Consider the following 21,363-nt stretch of genomic DNA (forward strand, 5'->3'; position numbering starts at 1 on the left):
AAGATTTCTGCATTCCACTTATGAGCACATCTAATTCAAAACCTCAATCAGCTACTTTATTGATTGAAGTATTTACCGAAGAATTACCTCCGAAGTCATTGCGCCGTCTAGGTGATGCTTTTAGTGCAGGCATCTTTGCAGCACTCAAATCTGCTGGATTAGCAACCGAGTCATCACTGGTGACTGGCTTTGCAACACCACGCCGCTTAGCAGTTCAAATCACTAATGTTCTAAATCAAGCGCCGGATTATCCAGTCCGTGAAAAACTCCTGCCAACCAGCATTGCTTTTGATGCTGAAGGCAAAGCAACCCCACCTTTACTCAAAAAATTAGGTGCACTAGGATATGCAGATGTTGACCTCACCACCTTAGAAAAAGCTGGTGAAGGCAAGAATGAAGCGCTTTATCTGAATGTCATCGCCAAGGGCGCCGCTCTTGAACAAACAGCTCAAATGGCACTCGAGCAGACGTTGAATAAGTTACCGATTGCAAAAATGATGCATTACCAAGTGCCGCAGAAAGATGGTCAATTGGCTGACGTCCAATTTGCTCGTCCTGCTCACCGCATTATTGTCCTACATGGGGATGCTGTGCTTAATATCAGCGCACTAGGTATCAAGGCAAATCATCAAACCGAAGGGCATCGCTTTTTAGCACCTGGAATTATCACTATTAATAATGCGGATCAGTACGAATCTGAACTGCAATCTAAAGCTAAGATCATCCCCAGCTTTAGCAAACGTCGTGACCAAATTGAATCTGCTCTTTTAAAAGCGGCTGGCGATGATTTGGTGTTGATGCCAGAAAGCCTTCTTGATGAGGTAACCGCTCTTGTTGAATGGCCAGCTATTTATGAATGCCACTTTGATCAAGAATTCTTGGAAGTTCCACAAGAATGCTTGATTTTGACCATGCAAACCAATCAAAAGTACTTTGCATTGACCGATAAAAATGGCAAGTTACGTAATCGATTTTTAATTGTCTCCAATATTGAAACCAAAAAGCCTGACGCCATTATTTCTGGTAACGAGAGAGTTGTACGCCCCCGTTTATCTGACGCTCGCTTCTTCTTCCAGCAAGATCAAAAGCGCCCACTAGCTTCACGCATAGCTGATCTAGGCAAGGTGGTTTATCACAACCAGCTTGGTAATCAGCTAGATCGTACCAAGCGGGTTCAAGGACTTGCAATTGGAATCGCCAAAAAACTAGGTGTCGATGAAAAGTTGGCCTCACGTGCTGCTGAAATTGCTAAAACAGACCTATTAACCGATATGGTTGGTGAGTTCCCAGAATTACAAGGAATTATGGGTCGTTATTACGCAACTCATGATGGTGAGCATCTTGATGTAGCTAGCGCTTGTAGCGAACACTACATGCCACGCTTTGCTGGTGATGAGCTACCGCAAACACAAACTGGCACTATTTTGGCAATTGCTGACAAACTAGAAACACTGGTAGGGATTTGGGGTGTAGGACTTGCGCCCACTGGCGATAAGGATCCTTATGCACTGCGCCGTCATGCCCTCGGCATCTGTCGTTTGCTTTTGGAGAAAAATCTTTCGCTCAATTTGCCAGATCTTATTGAGATGGCTCGCGCCCAGTTCTCTCAAGCAGACGTGCAAGAGAAAGCAAATACGGCTGATATCTACGCATTCATTATTGATCGTTTACGCGCCTATCTAAGAGACCAATCGGTTGCTGGTAAAGCATTCACTAGCGCTGAGATTGACGCTGTCCTCAGCCAAGAGCCAGCGCAAATCAATGATTTGATTGAACGCTTGAGAGCATTGCGTGAATTTAATGCTCTTGAAGAAGCTGCTCAGCTTGCTGCCGCCAATAAGCGTATTAGTAATATTTTGAAGAAGACCTCCACTGCCATACCGGCAACTTGCTCAGAAAAATTACTGCAAATACCAGCAGAGGCTACATTACATAAGGCCCTAGAAGCAGTTACTCCAGCACTCACTGCTGCTTATGAAAAACGACAGTTTGTGGAACTCTTAAGATCTCTTGTAGCCTTGAGTAAACCTATTGACCAATTTTTTGCCGATGTCATGGTCATGGATCCAAATACCGAGTTACGCGATAACCGTTTAGCGCTCTTGCAACAACTTCACCAGAAAATGAATCTCGTTGCCGATCTCGGCAAACTAGCATGAGCACTGGCTCCTCTAAACTGATAATTCTGGATCGCGATGGCGTGATCAACGAGGATCGCGATGATTATGTGAAGTCGGTAGACGAGTGGATCCCCATACCTGGCAGTCTAGAAGCAATCGCCCTATTAAATCAGGCCGGTTATCAAATTGCCATTGCAACTAACCAATCCGGACTTTCTAGAGGTTATTTCAGCATTAACGATTTGCATGCCATGCATAGCAAAATGGAAGCATTGTTAAAGCCCTTGGGCGGACGTATCGATAGTATTTTTTTCTGTCCTCATCAGGATGCCCACCAATGCGATTGCCGTAAACCAGCGCCTGGTCTCATGAAAGAGATCGCATTACGCTACAAGAAGATTGATAGCACTCACCCTCTTGCTGGCGTTCCCATAGTTGGAGATTCTTTACGTGATCTACAAGCTGGAGTGGCTTTAGGAGCAACACCTCATTTAGTACTGACTGGAAAAGGCCAAAAGACGATGGCAAAAGGTGACTTACCTGCAGGCACACAAATACACGCTGATCTACTAGCATTTGCAAATACACTTTTAGAAAATAAGGTTTAGAACAGACATGATGTTGATTCGCTCCATCCTCTTCGCTTTATTTTTACTGGTGTTCACTCCCATTTGGTCAGTACTCTGCTTGCTGGCTTTTCCATTTTTGAACCCAGAAAATCGCTACACCTTCATTGGACTCTGGAACAAAATAGTGATTGCCTTATTAAAGCCACTGTGTGGAATTCAGTATGAGATCCGCGGCATGGAAAATATGCAGGCTGTCCTAAACGAGCGCGTCATTATCTTAAGCAAACATCAGTCTGCTTATGAAACGATTGCTTATATTGCTTTGCTACCCAAGCAACTTTGTTTTGTTTTTAAACGTGAGTTACTTTGGATCCCATTTTTTGGCTGGGCTTTGGCTCTGCTGAAAATGATCCACATAGATCGTTCTAATAAACAGAGTGCAGCCCATTCAGTAGCAACTCAGGGTCGTAAACGCTTGAGTGAAGGTAAATGGATTATGCTTTTTCCGGAAGGCACTAGAACCCCTACAGGGTCTACTAAGCCATATCGCAAAGGTGGTGCACGTCTAGCGAGCGCTACTGATGCTTTGGTTATTCCGATTGCACATAATGCCGGTCGCTGTTGGCCAAAAAATAGTTTTCTAAAACATCCTGGCACAGTGATTTTTTCAATTGGACCGGCAATCAACTCAGCCAATAAATCAGCGGAACAACTTCAACAAGAGGTAGAGAGTTGGATTGAAGCTGAAATGCGTGTAATTGATCCCACTGCATACAAATAAAAATACTGTTTTAAAGATTGGCGCCTAAGCAGAATTAAGCCGCTTGGATCTTTGCCCACTCAATGTACCGGTCTACTGAAATGTCTTGAGCTCTCGACTTGAGCTCTTCATCTGTCAAGCCTAATTGCTCCGAAAATACTTGCAAATTGGTACGCAACATTTTTCTTCTTTGGGAAAATGCAGCTGCCACAATCTTCTCTAAAGAACTCCATTGCACTTCGGTTAATGAAAAATCTCTTCTTGGAATCATGCGTACCACAGCAGAATTCACCTTGGGGTGAGGTTCAAAGGCTTCAGGAGGCACCTCCAACACCAATTCCATATCGTAGCGGGCTTGTAGCATGACAGATAAGCGGCTGAAATCAGAGCTACCCGCCTTCGCGACCATTCTTTCAACCACTTCAGCTTGCAACATAAATACTTGTTCATCAATAAAATTAGCGGCAGAAACTAAATGAAATAGCAATGGTGATGAGATGTTGTAAGGCAAGTTACCAACAACCTTACATAAGCCTTGTTTGCTTAAACGATTTTGAGCCCATGCCAAGAAATCAAATTTAAGGGCATCGCCCTCAATCACGTTGAGGCCCTTAAGATTCTTTTCATTCCAAAAAGCTACTAAATCACGATCAATTTCTAAGAGGTCCAACTGATCAAGACTACTTAACAAAGGCAGCGTTAAGGCACCAAGACCAGGTCCAATTTCGATAACATGCATATCCGAACTAGGATTGATGAGCGAGACAATCGAATAAATAATTCCGTTGTCTTGTAGAAAGTTTTGCCCAAATCGTTTACGTGCGCGATGCATGAATTAGTTTAGCCTTTGTTGATTAAGGGCTAATTGATAGGCTAAACGAAGGGCTTCAAGCATGCTACCAGCGTCCGCTATTCCTTTACCCGCAATGTCCAAGGCCGTTCCGTGATCTACCGATGTGCGAATAATCGGCAACCCGAGAGTGACATTGATTCCATTTCCAAATGTCACAAATTTAAAGGGTGCCAAGCCTTGATCATGATAAATTGCAATGAACGCATCGACTTTGGAGATGGATTCAGCATCAAACATCGTATCGCCTGGATGAGGACCAGATACATTCACTCCCAACTCTTTAGCCGCTTCGATTGCAGGGGTAATAATTTCTATTTCTTCCCGCCCTAAATGACCGGACTCCCCAGCATGGGGATTTAGACCAGCCACACGAATTAATGGTTTAGCAATGCCAAATTTTTTTTGTAAATCTTGATTCACGATTTGAATCGTATTTAATATCAACTCATAACTTAGGGCTTGTGGCACCTCTTTTAAAGGAAGGTGTGTTGTAGCTAAAGCAACTCGCAAATCTCGCGGAGCCGTTAGCCCCAGAAAACCATTGGGTAATTGGGCGCATAACATCATGACTACATGAGAACTATTGCAGCGTTGCGCCAAGTACTCCGTATGCCCCGTAAAGGGTGTGCCAGCGTCATTGATAATACTTTTTTGAAGTGGTGCGGTTACCATGGCATCATAGCGACCTTGCAAGCACCCATCGATAGCGTAGTTCAATTGATTAATAACATACGAGGCATTATCAACATTTAAGAGGCCCGGCGTTACAGTCGCCCCCAGCGAAATTGGATGAAATTGCAGCCTATCCAATAACTCTGAGGAAATACCTTTGGGCACTAAAAATAATGTTTTATCGCCCAATAAAGTAATCTGAACATTAACTTGTTCACGCAAAAAATCTAGTGAAGCTACAAGAGAAACTTCAGGCCCTACTCCAGCTGGCTCGCCAGTACTTACAACGAGATTAACGTGGCGGGCTACTTGCTGCATCATCCACATTCAGAATTTTTACAGTTGCGTTATCACGCAGCTCTCGCAACCATTCTTGGTAAGCTTGCTCAAATTTTCTTTCACGAATTGCCGCACGGGCAAATTGACGTTGCTTTTCGACAGTAAGCTGGCCTTCACGACGATCCAACACTTGTATCAAATGCCAACCAAATTCAGTTTTTACTGGGTTACTTACCTCACCAATTTGCAAACGATTCATTGCCTGCTCAAACTCGGGAACCAGGTCACCAGGACTCATCCAACCCAACTCCCCGCCATTTTGAGCGGAGCCATCTTCAGAATATTTTTTTGCTAGTTCTGCAAAATCAGCAGTCTTAGCGCGAATCTGATCGCGATAACCTTGCAAACGTCTCTCTGCGTCTTGATCAGTTAAACCAGGGCGACTCCGCAACAAAATATGACGAGATAAGGTTTGTGTGATGGGAATATTTTGTGGCATGTTTGAACCAGAAACTGGAGTAGCAGCCTGCTGTGGGGGAGGACTTGCTCCAACTGCACGTCTATCCAACACTTTAAGTACGTGATAGCCCGCAGGACTTTTCACCACAGTATTAGCCACTTGCCCACCACCAGTGTTGCGAATTGCCTCATAAAATAATTGAGGCAATCGATCGGCAGTACGATATCCCAACTCCTGAAACTTGATCTTCGGATTATCTTTTGCTGCCATAGCACCCAATTGCAAGAAATCAACATCTCCACGAGCATCTTTTAAAAGAATGTCGGCTTTCTTCTTTGCATCAGCCTGAGCACCAGCACCAGCATTAGCATCTACAGGGATAAATATCTGCGCAACATCAATCTCCTCGATATCACCTTTGCCAGCTGGAACAGAACGCGATGCGCCAACCGCAGTCATAGCGCGCGTACGATCGGCAATAAAGTTATCAATCTCAGCATCGGATATTTTGATCTTTGCTTCAATTTCGCGCTCTCGATATCGGCTCACCATAATATCGTCTCGCAAAAGTTCCTTATATCGCTCAAACGTTGTACCAGAAGCGTTTACCTTAGCCTTAAACTCGGCATAAGTAGACTTATTTTTTGCAGCAAGATCCGCAATTATCTTATCCAACTCTTTATTACTAACCCTAATTCCTTCTTGCTCAGCATTTTGCAATTGAATTTTTTCAAGAATTAGGCGATCCAAAACTAATTTTCGCAACGATCCATCTTCGGGCAATTTAACACCTTGCTTTTTGAGAACTGCAATTCGATCATCGATTTCCTTGCGTGTTACAAAGCCAGTATTAACCACTGCGGCAACACCATCTATATTTCGTATCTTAGAGTCAGCAGAAATATTCGACTTTGCTGCATCTTGAGCAAAGGACATATTCACCAATAAACAGAGGCCAAAAAAAATGGTGTGAATAATAATTTGTTTAAAGCGAATCACAGAAAGCATCATTGATAATTCTCGTATATTGATGGTGGTATAGGCTTAGAGGTGGGCATATATCCTGGAACATTTAACTTCATGATATCAACTGGATTGCTTCCAGCGCTAGCAAAGCCCCTAAATTCAACCTGAAAAAGCACTTGGGTTGTCGTAATTTGAGAAGTATTAAGCACCTGAGAATAGGCTCCGCGGAAAGTCCAGCAATCCCTGGTCCACTCCAAAGCCACTAAAGTATTCAATGTTTTAGTGGTCAGCGCATCATATCCCCAGCGGCCCAAAACAGAAATTTCCTTAGTAATAGGCCACTGTCCAGAGATATTGTATTGATCTGTAGTGGTAGCGGCTGGCACAAATGACTGATTATTTTGTATAGATGCCTGTACTGGTGGAGACCAGACATTTCGGTAGCCAAAATTTAGACTTCTGCCTTGAGTTGGCCGCCAGCTAGCACCAACCGTTGTCTGTACGAATCGATTCAACTGAGTGTTGTATTGCCCGAATACATCCGCACTGAAATTACCTAGCAAGCGAAGAGATCCCGAACCTAGAGTGTCTGAATAAGTGGTGGGATTGGCAATATTTCCATTTAGACCTACTCGCTGTCCAGTGAATTGCTGCTTTTGCGCGAGAGTTACATTTGCACGTTCAGTACCCGTATTTGCCTCAATCATGCGGCTTGTTAAACCAAGCGTGGCCGCATTACTGTCTGCAATACGGTCATTACCAATAAAAGTATTTTCACTAAAAATTTGAGAGATACCAAAACCCGCATCTGCTGTATCGAATAATGGGGTTTGGGCTTGACTCTGATAAGGGGTGTAAACATAAAATGCGCGAGGCTCCATCGTCAACAACATATCTCTACCAAAGAAGCCCTTCAATTCTTTAGCATCTCTTTCAAAAGCCAAGCCAGAATCTAGACTTAGGGTTGGGATAGTAAAACCTTGAGCTACTGGTGCGCCACCAGTTATAAATGGGGTGGCATTATATGTATTGGATTGAAAGCTCACCTTAGGAGTAATGTAATAGCCTGGCGTTATTTGCGGCAAGGACATCGCCCCTTTAATAACAGTCCTATCTGCTTGACTATAAACACCAGGAGCAGTAGCAGCTAAGTTGCCGCCGATGTTATAAGAAAATCTTGTGAAGTCAGTTGAAAATGTTGTTGCCGGGCCGGTGGGCAACGTAATGTATTTTCCACTTGTATCTGCGACTGCTGGAGTAAGGCGGTTGTTATAGGTAGCGTTAATATTTGGCAACACGTTATATGGTGCTTGTACCGTAGAGGTGGGATCAGGCTGCAGAGTTTGAAAACTCAAAGCTCTAGCTGATACAACCCAATTACTTAAACTACCAGTCAATCCCTTTGTTGTTCCAATTTCTTGGCGAAACTGGCTAGTTACAGATCCAGCAATACTTTGAGAAAAATCTGTAGGATATAAATTATCGGAAACGCGAGACATATTAGCGTAAGCAGTCCATGATCCTGGCAATGGCACCCCACCCGGCGCAAGTCCACCGCTAAAGACCTGTCGTTGTTGCCAGTCGTAACGCCAGCGACTGGTTCCTGTTTTATTGTCATGAGCCAGATAATCGCCAGCCAAGATTCCGCTATATTTGGTATCTAAAAAACGATAATTGGCACCCAACTGGAGTCCACGCTCAGCCATATATCGTGGCAATATCAATAAATCTCTATTTGGCGCAATATCAACATAGTATGGTTGGGTAATATCAAATCCATTATTTGAGTTATAACCTGCTACCGGAGCCAAAATACCAGAACGACGCTGATTCGAAGTCGGTGCAGTGAAATACGGAACATAGGCAATCGGCACATCAAAGAAACGCATCACCCCATGCGTCCCCACCATTTCTTTTTGCTCGTTATCAATTTCTAATTTGTCAGCCGTGAAATACCAATCCATATTTTGAGGGGTACAGGTCGTATAAGTAGCCTTATCAAATATAAAAATATCGGAATTTTCTATTGTTATTTTATTTGCTGTACCGTTTCCCCGGGTATCCCGAAGTTCATATGTCGGCGTTTCCATTTGACCTTCACGAGCATCTACCTTAAATTGCGCTGTTGGCCCTTTAAGACTTGTATTCCCTTTGGACAATTCAACATTGCCTACTAAGTCAGCAATATCAGTATCAGGGTCATAAGTAATTTCATCGGCTTTAATTACTGTGCCATTACGACGAATTTGTGCTCGACCTTTCAAATTCATCTGGCGATTAACAACACCATCAATCGAATCGCTAGATGTAAAAGTAAGCGCTTTGTTGTCATCCAATGGAAGCCCAACACGCAATTGATCATCCAACTTTAAAATAGTGACATTACCGCGATCCGGTAGCAAAACAGTATTAGCGCCAGCCTGAGAAACTGGGGGTAAAGGTGCAGGGGCCTGAGCGCGTCCGAAGTGGGCAAATTGAAGCAATGCCACCCCCATCATCACGCGCAGGGTTACATGCAAAAAAAGAGGGGCGCAAAGGCCGGCGCGACGGCGATAATGACTCATAGATACAGACCCGCCTTATTATACGAATCGACCATGACTGACTCACGCTTAAACACCCTACGTAACTGGCTAAAGGCCCTAGAAGCTAGCTGGCAATTAGATCTCGACACTTTGGTACCAGCTTCCGCGGATGCCAGCTTTCGGCGCTATTTCCGAATTGAGTCAAAAAAGCCCGATTTCAGCACTTTAATCGTGATGGATGCTCCGCCTGAACATGAGCCCTTAGATGCCTTTATTAAGGTCGACTTATTGCTCACAGTAGCGGGTTTAAATGCACCCAAAATCCTCGAGCAGAATCTTGAAAAAGGCTTCTTATTGCTAAGTGATTTGGGAACCAAAACTTACCTAGCGGAACTCAACAACGAAACGGCAGATCATCTCTATACAGATGCAACACATGCATTGGTTTTGATGCAAAAAGCTAGCAAGCCAGATGTATTGCCAAACTATGATGAAGCCCTTTTGCAACGCGAGCTGGATCTATTTCCTGATTGGTATCTAAAGAAGCATCTCAATATTGAGCTCAATGCCCAACAAACAGAGCAATTACAAAAAACGTTTCAACTGATCATTAAAAACAATTTAGCTCAAGCCAAAGTGTATGTTCACCGAGATTATCATTCACGTAATTTAATGGTGACAGAAATCAATAATCCTGGCGTGATTGACTTTCAAGATGCTGTCTACGGACCAATTACTTATGATGCCTCCTCGCTATGGCGTGATGCTTACATAGCCTGGCCAGAGGAACGAGTAATTGATTGGGTCATTAAATTTTGGGAAGAAGGTCGTAAAGCAGGCTTACCAATGCCAGATGATTTTGGACAGTTCTATCGCGACTTTGAGTGGATGGGATTACAGCGTCACCTGAAAGTTCTTGGCATCTTTGCAAGACTATTCCATCGTGATGGCAAGGATGGCTACCTTAAAGATATTCCCCTTGTTCTTGAGTATGCGATTGCCTGCGCAAATCGATATATCGAATTAAAACCCTTAGCGCGACTTCTAGAGTCCACGCGTACTGCTAAAGATTAGCCAATCATTCACGATGCTTATGAGTAATCCCATTCCTTGCTTTTTGCTAGCCGCTGGCAGAGGCGAGCGCATGCGTCCTCTCACGGACAACTTACCCAAACCCTTGCTCAGCATTCAAAATAAATCCTTGTTGGCATGGCATTTAGAGACTCTATCTAAAGCAAAGATTCAAGAAGTGGTCATTAATCACGCCTGGTTGGGTGAAAAAATTGAATTGGCATTAGGAAACGGACAGCAATTTGGTCTTCATATCCAGTACTCTCCTGAGGGTAGCGCTTTAGAGACGGCTGGCGGCATTTGTAAGGCGCTTCCCATCATTGCACCCAAAGATTACTTTCTGGTGATTAATGGCGATGTATTTAGCCCCAACTTGCCTGTAGACCAACTTTTAGAGACTGCCTCCAATATGCGTATGGATGCAAATAAACCTTTAGCACACTTATTAATGGTCCCAAACCCAGTTCAGCATCCAGAGGGGGATTTCTACCTCCGTAACTCCACAGTAAGTAATGCTGCATCAGAGGGCGCTGAAAAACTAACCTTTTCAGGCATTGGGATTTATCACAAAGACCTTTTCCAAGATCTTGAAATAGGGATACCAGCCAAGCTAGCGCCCCTTCTAAGAAAGGCAATGGAGCAAAATAAAGTGTCCGGTGAAAAATATATTGGTCCATGGCACGATGTAGGTACACCACAACGCTTACAAGAGCTCAACGCAGCATATGAATAAAACAGATATTTATCGACTTCGTAGAAATCAACTAGCGGAACAAATTTTTGCTAAAACTGGAGGTGGAGTTGCCATCATTTCTACCGCCCCTGAACTTACCCGCAACCGCGACAGCGAATTTCCTTATCGCCATGACAGCGATTTTTATTACCTAACAGGCTTTGAAGAGCCAGGCGCCACTCTAGTTATGAAGGTTGGTAAAAGTGGAAATCACTTTGAAGTTCAATCTCATTTGTTTTGCAGACCCAAAGATCCAGAACGAGAAATTTGGGATGGTATTCGCCTTGGCCCTGATGCGGCCCCGGAAACATTGGGCATTGAATTTGCTCATAGCAATCAGGAGTTAGATCAAAAATTAAATGACTTATTGGCTGACCAGAGCGCTCTATATGTTCGTCTAGCTGATAGTGCGGAATCTGATAGACGCCTACGTCACTGGATGAAACAAGTTCGAGCACAAGCTCGCTCTGGAGTAAATGCACCTTCTCAACTTCATGATATTGATGCGATGATTCATGAAATGCGTCTGTTTAAAAACGTTCATGAAATTGACATCATGCGTCGTGCTGCAGCCATCTCGGCTCGCGCCCATATCCGTGCGATGCAAGCCTGCAAGCCAGGCATGAGGGAATATCAACTTGAAGCAGAGCTACTACATGAATTTCGTAATAGCGGGGCTCAATGTGTTGCCTACAACAGCATAGTTGCTGGTGGCGCCAACTCTTGCATTCTTCACTATCGCGCTGGTTCAACCGAATTACGTAGTGGTGAACTATGCTTAATTGATGCGGGTTGTGAGCTTGATAGCTATGCATCCGATATCACGCGCACATTTCCTGTAAATGGTAAGTTTTCAGGTCCGCAACGCGCTCTTTACGATATTACTTTGGCAGCTCAGGAAGCCGCTATTGCCATGACAAAACCAGGTAATACTTTTATGCAACCACACGAAGCGGCACTGCAAGTATTAACCCAAGGTTTGTTAGATGAAAAACTATTAAAGCTTACTGAGCTGGGTTCGCTTGAGAACGCCATTGAAACAGGCGCTTACCGTCGCTTTTATATGCACCGCACCTCACATTGGTTAGGGATGGACGTGCATGATGTTGGCTCGTATCGCGAATCCGCCCTAGAATCATCTGGCGCCGATAAGCCTTGGCGCATCTTAAAGAGTGGCATGGTGATTACTATTGAGCCGGGCCTCTATATCAGACCAGCAGACGATATAGATGAAAAGTTTTGGAATATTGGCATTCGCATTGAAGATGATGCCGTCTTAAATGATGCTGGATGTGAGTTGATATCCCGTGGCGTACCCGTCAAAGCAGATGAAATTGAAGCAATCATGAAAAACGTATAACAATTTCTGAATAAAAATGAATTCCTCCAATTGCGATATCTTGATTCAAGGCGGCGGTCCAGTTGGACTAGCTTGTGCCGCATGGGTGCTGCAAAAATTTCCTGATGCGAATATCACATTACTGGATCGCAACCCAAAGGGTGACGATGAATTAGCCAATGCTGATAGTCGTGGCATAGCCCTCTCACATGGCAGCAAAATATTGTTAGACACGATTCAGGCATGGCCAAAAGAATCTGCCGAAATACATCAAGTACATGTTTCGCAAGCCGGACGTTTTGGCAGAGCACTAATGACACGTGAAGAGCTCAAGCAAGATGCGCTAGGACATATTATTCGTTACCGTGATATACACATCACACTACGTCAAGCCTTGCGATCCGTACAAACTTCGAGTCCAAACTTTGTGTGGAAGCATAATCAAAAAGAATCAGAAGAAAATCAGATTCATGCGAAATGTATCGTGCATGCCGAGGGCGGCTTATTTAAAAATCAAGATTGGGTTGAATCCGGTCGCGATTACAGTCAATCAGCTCTTGTGGGTTTGGTTGAAGTAGAGAATGCAACACCCCATCAAGCGTGGGAACGATTTACCGCAGAGGGTCCTCTAGCAGTTCTACCAAGTCATTATGGCCCCCATATTTTGAACCTCATATGGTGCGGCTCACCCGAATCTTCACAATACCGATTACAACTCAATGATGTGGATTTCCTATCTGAATTGCAAAAAGAATTTGGTTCACGTATTGGACGTTTTATGAAAGTACAGGATCGACGTCTATATGAACTCGGCTTAAATTATCGAAAAGAAATTATTAAAGATAATCACGTTTGGATCGGCAATGCCGCTCAAACTTTGCATCCAGTTGCTGGCCAAGGATTAAATCTAGGATTGCGTGACGCCTTTTTGTTAGCAGAAAAATTGGTGGGAATATTCTCCAGCCCATTAGAAGGACAATATCCTGCGGACATAGATAAAGCACTTCAAAGCTATGCTCAAAGTCGCAAAGCCGATAGAACAACAACCATAGGGCTTACTGACTTTATGGCCAGGGTCTTCACGTCAAATCTAGCCCCAGTAGTGCTTGCCCGTGGATTAGCCTTAAGCGCCCTTCAGTGGCTTCCACCTGTTAAAACAGCCCTAGCACGACAGATGATGTTTGGCAGGCGCTAAAGACCTAAAATAGGCTCCAAAACCAAAGTCTTCTTTATTTGATTCAGGACAAGTAATCTGCCTAAAAAATAGGCAGATTTGGGCTTGAGTATGCTAAAGTGACATGCTTTGGGTCTAAGCAACCCGCCCAACAGCGAAATACTCAGCTCTCAAACCTTTTTAGATGAAGATTGGCTCCCACCAGCTTGCAAATAAGCTATTTGTTGCCCCTATGGCTGGGGTTACAGACCGGCCTTTTCGTCAACTTTGCAAAAAATTAGGGGCTGGCTATGCCGTCTCTGAAATGGTGGCCTCAAATGCCCTGCTTTGGAAGAGTGAAAAGACGCAACGTCGCGCAAACCATATTGGTGAATTCAAACCTATTGCAGTACAAATTGCAGGCGCTGATCCAGCGATGATGGCTACCGCTGCAAAAATGAATGTTGATCATGGCGCGCAAATTATTGATATCAACATGGGCTGCCCAGCCAAAAAAGTATGCAATGTTGCAGCAGGCTCTGCCTTGCTTCGCGACGAACCTCTAGTGCGGCAAATTTTAGAAGCCGTCATAAAAGCTGTGGGCGTTGGCCCGGATGCTGTACCAGTCACTTTAAAGATTCGAACTGGCTGGGATCGTGAACATAAGAATGCCATCGAGATTGCACGTCTTGCAGAAAAATCTGGCATCTCCATGCTGACCGTTCATGGGCGCACACGCGCTGATTTGTATCACGGCGAAGCTGAATATGAAACCATCACCGCTGTCAAAAATTATGTAGATATACCAGTAGTGGCTAATGGTGACATTAATAGCCCAGAAAAAGCGGAACATGTATTAAAAATCACTGGGGCTGATGCCATCATGATTGGTCGAGCCGCTCAGGGGAGACCATGGATTTTCCGCGAAATCAATCACTATCTCGAAACAGGTGACAAGCTTCCAACACCAGAGATCAATGAGATACAGGCCATCATGAATGCGCATCTCCTAGATCACTATGAGTTTTATGGCGAGCATATTGGCCTTCGCACCGCCCGTAAGCATATTGGTTGGTACTGCAAAGGACTTCGTGATTCTCACGCCTTTCGCCAGCGCATGAATACTGCGGACGATTGCAAAACACAATTACAAATGGTGAATGATTACTTTGATGAAATGAAATCTCATTCTGACCGCTTGCTATTTTTAGAGGCTGCATAGTTCTTGTGATCAATATTTTTCTTATTTTTAGTTCTTGCATTGATAGATTTTTATGACCAATAAGCACCCAATTACCGAATGCATCGAAACCCAATTACAGGGTTACCTAAATGATCTCAAAGGAACAGCGCCAACTGATATCTATCAAATGGTGTTGGCCGTCGTAGAAAAACCCATGCTTGAATTAGTGATGCAGCATGCTAAACAGAATCAATCTTTAGCAGCGCAATATTTGGGCATTAATCGCAATACTCTTCATAAGAAGCTAGTTGAGCATCAACTTCTCAAGTAAATAGAATCACATAGCCCACTCCTTTTCATTTAAAACTACGAAAACCATGATCCGTACAGCCCTCCTCTCCGTTTCCGATAAAAATGGCATAGTGCCTTTTGCAAAGTCCCTTCATGAACAAGGCATAAAGCTCATCTCTACGGGCGGGACTGCAAAACTCTTGGCTGAAAATAATCTCCCCGTCGTTGAGGTTTCCTCCTTGACCAAATTTCCGGAGATGCTTGATGGTCGTGTCAAAACACTTCATCCGATGGTGCATGGGGGCTTATTGGCTCGCAGGGATTTTCCAGAACATATGGCGGCGTTGAAGGAGCACGGTATCGACACCATCGATATGCTCGTGATTAATCTTTACCCTTTTAATGAGACTGTTGCAAAAGAAAAATGCTCGTTTGAAGATGCCGTTGAAAATATTGATATTGGCGGACCCGCTATGTTGCGTGCAGCAGCCAAGAATCATCAAGATGTGACTGTCTTGATTTCACCAGCGGATTACGCGCCTATCTTAGCTGAAATGAAAGCCAATAAGAATGTGGTTTCCTACAAGACAAATTTAGCTTTAGCTAAGAAAGTATTTGCGCATACCGCTCAGTACGATGGCGCTATTGCCAATTATCTTTCTTCATTAGGCGATAACTTGGATCACAAAACACGCTCTGCTTATCCAGAAACTTTGAATCTTGGTTTTGAAAAAGTACAGGAGATGCGTTATGGTGAAAACCCCCACCAATCTGCAGCCTTCTACAAAGACATCTATCCAGTTGATGGTGCGCTGGCGAACTATAAACAATTACAAGGCAAAGAGCTTTCCTATAACAATATTGCAGATGCTGATTCTGCTTGGGAATGCGTCAAGAGCTTTACTGGCAACACGGGTGGCGCTTCAGCTTGTGTCATTATTAAGCACGCCAATCCTTGTGGTGTCGCTGTTGGTGCCACACCCCTTGAAGCCTATCAAAAAGCGTTTAAAACTGATCCAAGCTCAGCTTTCGGCGGCATTATTGCTTTCAACGTACCGTGTGATGGCTCAGCCGCAGAAGCAATCTCTAAGCAATTTGTAGAAGTATTAATCGCCCCTAGCTTTAGCGATGAGGCAAAAGCTATTTTTGCAACCAAACAAAATGTACGTTTACTAGAGATTCCTTTAGGAACAGCATTTAATACTTATGATTTCAAACGCGTTGGTGGAGGGTTGTTAGTGCAATCTCCTGATGCAAAGAATGTTCTTGAAAATGAAATGCGTGTTGTTAGCAAGCGTCTACCTACTCCAAGTGAGATGCATGACATGATGTTTGCGTGGCGTGTTGCTAAGTTCGTAAAATCTAATGCCATCGTTTATTGCGCTAATGGCATGACTCTTGGCATTGGCGCAGGTCAAATGAGCCGTGTAGACTCTGCGCGCATGGCTAGCATTAAGGCTGAAAATGCCGGCTTGAGTCTTAAAGGTTCAGCAGTGGCTAGTGATGCATTCTTCCCATTTCGTGATGGCTTGGATGTAGTTGTAAATGGTGGTGCAAGCTGTGCAATTCAGCCCGGAGGTAGCATGCGTGATGATGAAATTATTGCTGCAGCCAATGAACATGGCATTGCAATGATCTTTACCGGTACACGTCACTTCCGTCACTAAACACACAAGCAATACGAGATCGCTCTAACTAATATGCGCTGGATTGGTATCGACCCAGGATTGCGTACAACTGGTTTTGGCGTCATTGATGTTGATGGCCAAAAACTGACCTACGTAGCCTCTGGAACGATTGAGAGTGGCGATCCAGCCAAGGGATTGCCCGAACGACTGGGCATCCTTTATGCAGGAATTAAAGAGGTTCTAGAAACTTATCATCCAGAATCCGCAGCAATAGAAGAAGTTTTCTTAAATGTTAATCCTCGTTCGACCCTTATGCTGGGCCAAGCTAGAGGTGCTGTAATCGCCGCTCTCGTCTCAGAAAAACTACCTGTTGCTGAATACAGCGCACTTCGGGTCAAGCAAGCGATCGTGGGAACTGGTCGCGCAGCTAAACCTCAAGTACAAGAAATGGTTAAACGTTTGCTACGCCTCAATCGCGCCCCAGGAGCAGATGCATCCGATGCTTTAGGTGTTGCCATTTGCGCGGCACATCATGCGCAACTACCAAAAGCAATTACTACAGCTTTAGCACCTAAGAAACGCCGTTAGTAATAAATATTCAATACATTACAGGTTAAGATCTCTCTATGATTGGTCGAATTCAAGGTACCCTCGTTTCAGTACATCCCCCTCGGCTCTTGGTCGATTGCCAAGGCATTGGGTATGAAGTAGACGTACCAATGAGCACCTTGTACCAATTGCCGCAAACAGGCCAGAAAATCACACTTCTTACCCATTTCCAGGTGCGCGAAGATGCTCAGCAGCTTTTTGGCTTTGCAACCGAGACAGAGCGAGAAGCTTTTAGACAACTGATTAAGATTAGTGGCGTAGGTTCCCGTACAGCTTTAGCAGTTCTTTCTGGCATGAGCGTCAATGAGTTGGCTCAAGCCATTGCTTTGCAAGAAGCTGGTCGACTTACTCAGGTTCCGGGGATTGGCAAGAAAACGGCGGAGCGACTCTGCCTGGAACTTAAAGGTAAGCTAGCTCCTGATCTTGGCGTTACAGGTGGCAAACCTGCAGCGATTGAAGCTAGCAGTGAAGTTTTGCAAGCACTCTTGGCTTTGGGCTACTCAGAAAAAGAGGCGCTATTGGCGCTCAAACAAATTCCATCCGATACCGAGGTATCGGATGGAATCCGCATGGGTCTAAAGTATTTATCTAAGGGCTGACATTAAATAGAAGCTTTCTTCAATAAGCACTAAACTTGTGGCATGGCCATTCATACAGACGACCTCAACTCAATTCCTGAAGATTTACCAGAAGGTAATGACCGCATTGTGAGTGGTTCTGCTGGTAATGCTGAAGCCGTCTTTGAAAGGGCGCTCCGTCCAAAGCATCTCGATGAATATGTTGGTCAAAGCAAAGCGCGTGCCCAATTAGAAATTTTTATTAGCGCCACCCGAGCACGCAAAGAGGCATTAGATCATGTGCTTCTATTTGGTCCTCCAGGACTTGGCAAAACCACTCTTGCTCACATCATCGCAAGAGAGCTTGGAGTAAATTTACGCCAAACAAGTGGTCCAGTGTTAGATCGCCCTGGAGACTTGGCCGCCTTACTCACAAACCTAGAAGAAAACGATGTTCTCTTTATTGATGAGATTCATCGCCTTTCTCCAGTAGTAGAAGAAATTCTATATCCTGCACTGGAAGACTATAGTCTTGACATCATGATTGGTGAAGGCCCTGCAGCACGCAGCGTCAAAATTGATCTCAAACCCTTTACCTTAATCGGTGCAACCACTCGTGCCGGCATGCTGACCAATCCATTGCGCGACCGTTTTGGTATTGTGGCAAGACTTGAGTTCTATACCACCGAAGAGCTGACAAAAATTATTGATCGTTCAGCCACTCTATTAAAAGCGAATATCGATCCAGATGGTTCTGTAGAAATTGCTAAACGTGCACGCGGTACTCCGCGTATTGCCAACCGCTTGCTGCGTCGCGTAAGAGACTATGCCGAAGTAAAAGGTACAGGAACCATTACCAAAGCCATGGCTGATGGCGCCCTCAAAATGCTTGATGTAGATCCAAGCGGCTTTGATGTGATGGATAGAAAATTACTGGAAGCGATCTTGCATAAGTTCGATGGCGGCCCAGTCGGCATTGATAACTTAGCGGCAGCGATTGGTGAAGAACGCGACACCATAGAAGATGTCCTAGAGCCATATTTGATTCAACAAGGTTATTTACAAAGAACTTCGCGTGGCCGAGTGGCTACCCGTCAGGCTTATGAGCACTTTGGCTTAACGCCACCAAGCGGTAATGCCAGCCTAGATATTTAAACTAAGGTTACTTTCGCAAACTTGCGTTTACCAACCTGAACTACGTAAGTTCCAGCCTCTACTTTTAACTGTTTATCAGCAATCGTAACGCCATCAATCTTCACGCCATTCTGCTCAATATTGCGGTTAGCCTCCGATGTGGATGGAGCCAAACCAGCTGCCTTTAACAGATTCGCAATTTGTATTGGAGCGCCAGAAAGACTTACTTCGGGAATATCATCAGGCACCCCACCTTTAGCACGGTGATTGAAGTCCTCTAAGGCTTTTTCTGCGGCAGCTTGTGAATGGAAGCGGGCGACAATCTCTTGCGCAAGAAGCACTTTGCAATCTTTTGGATTGCGACCAGCGGCAACTTCTTGCTTCATTAAATCAATCTCAGCCATTGGTCTAAATGAAAGCAAGGTAAAGTAATCCCACATCAAATCATCAGAGATGCTTAAGAGTTTTCCAAACATATCGCCCGCGGGCTCGCTGATACCAATGTAATTACCTTTGGATTTACTCATTTTCTCAACGCCATCTAGACCAACTAGAAGCGGCATGGTCAAAATACATTGTGGCTCTTGGCCATATTCACGTTGGAGTTCACGACCAACTAAAAGATTAAATTTTTGATCAGTGCCACCTAACTCTAGATCACTTTTGAGCGCAACGGAGTCATAGCCCTGCATCAGCGGATACAAAAATTCATGAATGGAAATTGGCACGCCATTGCGATAGCGCTTCGTAAAGTCATCACGCTCTAACATACGCGCAACAGTATGTTTAGCAGCAAGCTGAATCATGCCACGCGCGCCTAATGGGTCACACCACTCACTGTTGTAACGCACTTCGGTTTTAGAGGGATCAAGCACCATGCTGGCCTGTCGATAATAAGTTTCTGCATTGACAGCAATTTCTTCGGCAGTCAAAGGAGGACGCGTAGCATTACGACCAGATGGATCACCAATCATGCTAGTGAAATCACCGATCAAGAAAATAACGGTATGCCCCAAATCTTGTAACTGACGCAATTTATTCAGAACTACTGTATGTCCCAAATGAATATCTGGCGCAGTAGGATCTAGACCTAATTTAATCCTCAAGGGAGTCTTGGTAGCCTGACTTCGAGCCAACTTCTGGACCCAATCGGCCTCAACCAATAGCTCATCACAACCACGTTTTGTAACTTCAAGCGCTGCAAAGACTTCGGGGGTCAAAGGATATTTTGGTTCTAGTTTGTCCGTCATGCTGATTCGGCTTACTGATTCAGTTAAATTAGTAGTTAAATTGCTAAAGCATAATTGTCGCATTCCTGAGAGCCACATGAACAAACCCCATTCCCTCTATATTGGCCTAATGTCTGGCACGAGCCTAGATGGGATAGATGCCGTTCTTGCCAAGATAGGGTCAAATGGGGAGACGAGTGCCTTGGACGCTATAAGCACCCCCATCTCCCCCGATCTCCGTAAAGCCTTATTTGAGCTTCAAAGCCCTGGACCAAACGAGCTTCATCGGGAAAAACAGGCTGGGAATGCTTTGGCTCTAGCCTATGCAAATACAGTGAATCAGCTCCTCAAAAAGACTAATTTAAAGGCCTCCGATATAGCCGCGATTGGCGCTCATGGACAAACTATTCGCCACCAGCCCCATCTTGGTGACATGGCTTACACGCACCAAACTCTCAATGCTGCCCTCTTGGCAGAGAAAACTGGCATTGATGTCATTGCTGATTTTAGAAGCCGTGATATCGCTGCAGGTGGTCATGGCGCACCATTAGTACCCGCTTTTCATGCACAACAATTTCCTTCATCTGAAAATTTAGCCATTCTGAATATTGGCGGAATCGCAAACCTAACATTGCTACCTCAAGATGGCGAGGTATCTGGTTTTGATTGTGGCCCCGGCAATATGCTGATGGATGCCTGGATCCATGAACATCAGGGCAATACATTTGATAAAAATGGTGAATGGGCATTGCAAGGAAGTGCCAATGAATTACTGCTCATGAAAATGTTGGCCGACCCTTACTTTGCCAAAACTCCACCAAAGAGTACAGGTAGAGATGATTTTCATCTTGCTTGGTTACAAGAAAAATTGGGGGATGAAAATTATCTTGCTGAAGATGTGCAAGCTACCTTACTACATTTGACAGTTGACTCAATTTTAAAATCTTTGCTACGGCACGCCCCGCAAACCCAGAAGCTGATTGTCTGTGGAGGTGGCGCTAAAAATATTGCTCTCATGAATTTACTTCATACCAAGGCACAACTTCTATTTAAATACCCACTAGAAATTTCCACGAGCGATTCGGCTGGGATCGATCCACAGCTAGTTGAAGGTCTTGCTTTTGCATGGCTTGCATGGGCTCATAAAGAAAAACGGCCGGCTAACTTGCCAGCCGTTACAGGCGCTAAAGGGCTTAGAATTTTGGGCGCTTGTTATCCAGCTTAATTAAATT

19 protein-coding genes are annotated in these 21,363 nt (G+C 44.4%); 14 read left to right on the forward strand and 5 right to left on the reverse strand.

Features of this window, described 5'->3' with window-relative positions:
* The first annotated feature begins 20 nt into the window (after positions 1-20).
* The 3 genes from glyS to FD973_RS09935 are packed head-to-tail and all read left to right on the forward strand — an operon-like array spanning position 21 to position 3,470.
* Complete coding sequence (gene glyS / locus FD973_RS09925; RefSeq protein WP_215323383.1) at positions 21-2,159, forward strand: glycine--tRNA ligase subunit beta; 2,139 nt, start codon at positions 21-23, stop codon at positions 2,157-2,159.
* A complete protein-coding gene (gene gmhB, locus FD973_RS09930) occupies positions 2,156-2,728 on the forward strand; it encodes a D-glycero-beta-D-manno-heptose 1,7-bisphosphate 7-phosphatase (protein WP_215323389.1) in 573 nt (190 codons plus the stop codon). The genes glyS and gmhB overlap by 4 nt, the downstream gene beginning before the upstream one ends.
* A 7-nt stretch (positions 2,729-2,735) precedes the next feature.
* On the forward strand, positions 2,736-3,470 hold the full coding sequence (locus FD973_RS09935) for a 1-acyl-sn-glycerol-3-phosphate acyltransferase (protein ID WP_215323391.1): 735 nt from the start codon (positions 2,736-2,738) through the stop codon (positions 3,468-3,470).
* A 34-nt stretch (positions 3,471-3,504) separates the two neighbouring features.
* Here FD973_RS09935 and rsmA read toward each other — a convergent pair whose 3' ends face one another.
* From rsmA to FD973_RS09955, 4 genes are read right to left on the reverse strand one after another with little or no spacing between them, the layout of a single operon-like run.
* A complete protein-coding gene (gene rsmA, locus FD973_RS09940; protein ID WP_215323393.1) occupies positions 3,505-4,281 on the reverse strand; it encodes a 16S rRNA (adenine(1518)-N(6)/adenine(1519)-N(6))-dimethyltransferase RsmA in 777 nt (258 codons plus the stop codon).
* A 3-nt stretch (positions 4,282-4,284) separates the two neighbouring features.
* Positions 4,285-5,292, reverse strand: a complete 1,008-nt coding sequence (gene pdxA, locus FD973_RS09945; protein ID WP_215324785.1) for a 4-hydroxythreonine-4-phosphate dehydrogenase PdxA — start codon at positions 5,290-5,292, stop codon at positions 4,285-4,287.
* The gene (locus tag FD973_RS09950; protein WP_251368771.1) at positions 5,267-6,724 is read right to left on the reverse strand and encodes a peptidylprolyl isomerase; all 1,458 of its coding nucleotides are present in this window, start codon (positions 6,722-6,724) and stop codon (positions 5,267-5,269) included. Before FD973_RS09950 ends, pdxA begins: the two co-directional genes overlap by 26 nt.
* Positions 6,721-9,243, reverse strand: coding sequence for an LPS-assembly protein LptD (locus FD973_RS09955; protein ID WP_215323395.1), 2,523 nt, complete (start codon positions 9,241-9,243; stop codon positions 6,721-6,723). The genes FD973_RS09950 and FD973_RS09955 overlap by 4 nt, the downstream gene beginning before the upstream one ends.
* Positions 9,244-9,276: 33 nt before the next feature.
* On the opposite strand from FD973_RS09955, the gene FD973_RS09960 reads away from it, so the two are divergent.
* From FD973_RS09960 to ruvB, 10 genes are all read left to right on the forward strand, one after another.
* Positions 9,277-10,278: an aminoglycoside phosphotransferase family protein gene (locus FD973_RS09960; RefSeq protein WP_215323401.1), complete on the forward strand. Its 1,002-nt coding sequence runs from the start codon at positions 9,277-9,279 to the stop codon at positions 10,276-10,278.
* Positions 10,279-10,291: 13 nt separating this feature from the next.
* Positions 10,292-11,008, forward strand: a complete 717-nt coding sequence (murU, locus tag FD973_RS09965) for an N-acetylmuramate alpha-1-phosphate uridylyltransferase MurU (protein ID WP_215323403.1) — start codon at positions 10,292-10,294, stop codon at positions 11,006-11,008.
* Positions 11,001-12,368 carry an aminopeptidase P N-terminal domain-containing protein gene (locus tag FD973_RS09970; RefSeq protein ID WP_215323405.1) on the forward strand — a complete coding sequence of 456 codons (1,368 nt, stop codon included), beginning with the start codon at positions 11,001-11,003 and terminating at the stop codon, positions 12,366-12,368. Before murU ends, FD973_RS09970 begins: the two co-directional genes overlap by 8 nt.
* A gap of 16 nt (positions 12,369-12,384) precedes the next feature.
* On the forward strand, positions 12,385-13,542 hold the full coding sequence (locus FD973_RS09975) for an FAD-dependent monooxygenase (protein ID WP_215323408.1): 1,158 nt from the start codon (positions 12,385-12,387) through the stop codon (positions 13,540-13,542).
* Between the two features lie 163 nt (positions 13,543-13,705).
* On the forward strand, positions 13,706-14,722 hold the full coding sequence (gene dusB, locus FD973_RS09980; RefSeq protein WP_215323409.1) for a tRNA dihydrouridine synthase DusB: 1,017 nt from the start codon (positions 13,706-13,708) through the stop codon (positions 14,720-14,722).
* Positions 14,723-14,774: 52 nt separating this feature from the next.
* Entirely contained in the window at positions 14,775-15,014 is a 240-nt protein-coding gene (locus tag FD973_RS09985; protein WP_068319558.1) for a helix-turn-helix domain-containing protein, read from the forward strand.
* A 46-nt stretch (positions 15,015-15,060) separates the two neighbouring features.
* The gene (gene purH, locus FD973_RS09990) at positions 15,061-16,641 is read left to right on the forward strand and encodes a bifunctional phosphoribosylaminoimidazolecarboxamide formyltransferase/IMP cyclohydrolase (RefSeq protein WP_215323411.1); all 1,581 of its coding nucleotides are present in this window, start codon (positions 15,061-15,063) and stop codon (positions 16,639-16,641) included.
* A gap of 33 nt (positions 16,642-16,674) precedes the next feature.
* Positions 16,675-17,190: a crossover junction endodeoxyribonuclease RuvC gene (gene ruvC, locus FD973_RS09995; RefSeq protein ID WP_215323413.1), complete on the forward strand. Its 516-nt coding sequence runs from the start codon at positions 16,675-16,677 to the stop codon at positions 17,188-17,190.
* 38 nt (positions 17,191-17,228) lie between these two features.
* The gene (gene ruvA, locus FD973_RS10000) at positions 17,229-17,810 is read left to right on the forward strand and encodes a Holliday junction branch migration protein RuvA (protein WP_215323414.1); all 582 of its coding nucleotides are present in this window, start codon (positions 17,229-17,231) and stop codon (positions 17,808-17,810) included.
* 42 nt (positions 17,811-17,852) lie between these two features.
* Positions 17,853-18,923: a Holliday junction branch migration DNA helicase RuvB gene (ruvB, locus tag FD973_RS10005; RefSeq protein ID WP_215323416.1), complete on the forward strand. Its 1,071-nt coding sequence runs from the start codon at positions 17,853-17,855 to the stop codon at positions 18,921-18,923.
* Here ruvB and tyrS read toward each other — a convergent pair.
* Positions 18,920-20,152, reverse strand: coding sequence for a tyrosine--tRNA ligase (gene tyrS, locus FD973_RS10010; RefSeq protein ID WP_215323418.1), 1,233 nt, complete (start codon positions 20,150-20,152; stop codon positions 18,920-18,922). The two genes, ruvB and tyrS, sit on opposite strands and share 4 nt — an antisense overlap.
* A 76-nt stretch (positions 20,153-20,228) precedes the next feature.
* On the opposite strand from tyrS, the gene FD973_RS10015 reads away from it, so the two are divergent.
* Complete coding sequence (locus tag FD973_RS10015; protein ID WP_215323419.1) at positions 20,229-21,356, forward strand: anhydro-N-acetylmuramic acid kinase; 1,128 nt, start codon at positions 20,229-20,231, stop codon at positions 21,354-21,356.
* Positions 21,357-21,363: the final 7 nt, after the last annotated feature.

Origin of the sequence: Polynucleobacter sp. MWH-Braz-FAM2G (assembly GCF_018687635.1) — a bacterium.
Classification (GTDB): domain Bacteria; phylum Pseudomonadota; class Gammaproteobacteria; order Burkholderiales; family Burkholderiaceae; genus Polynucleobacter.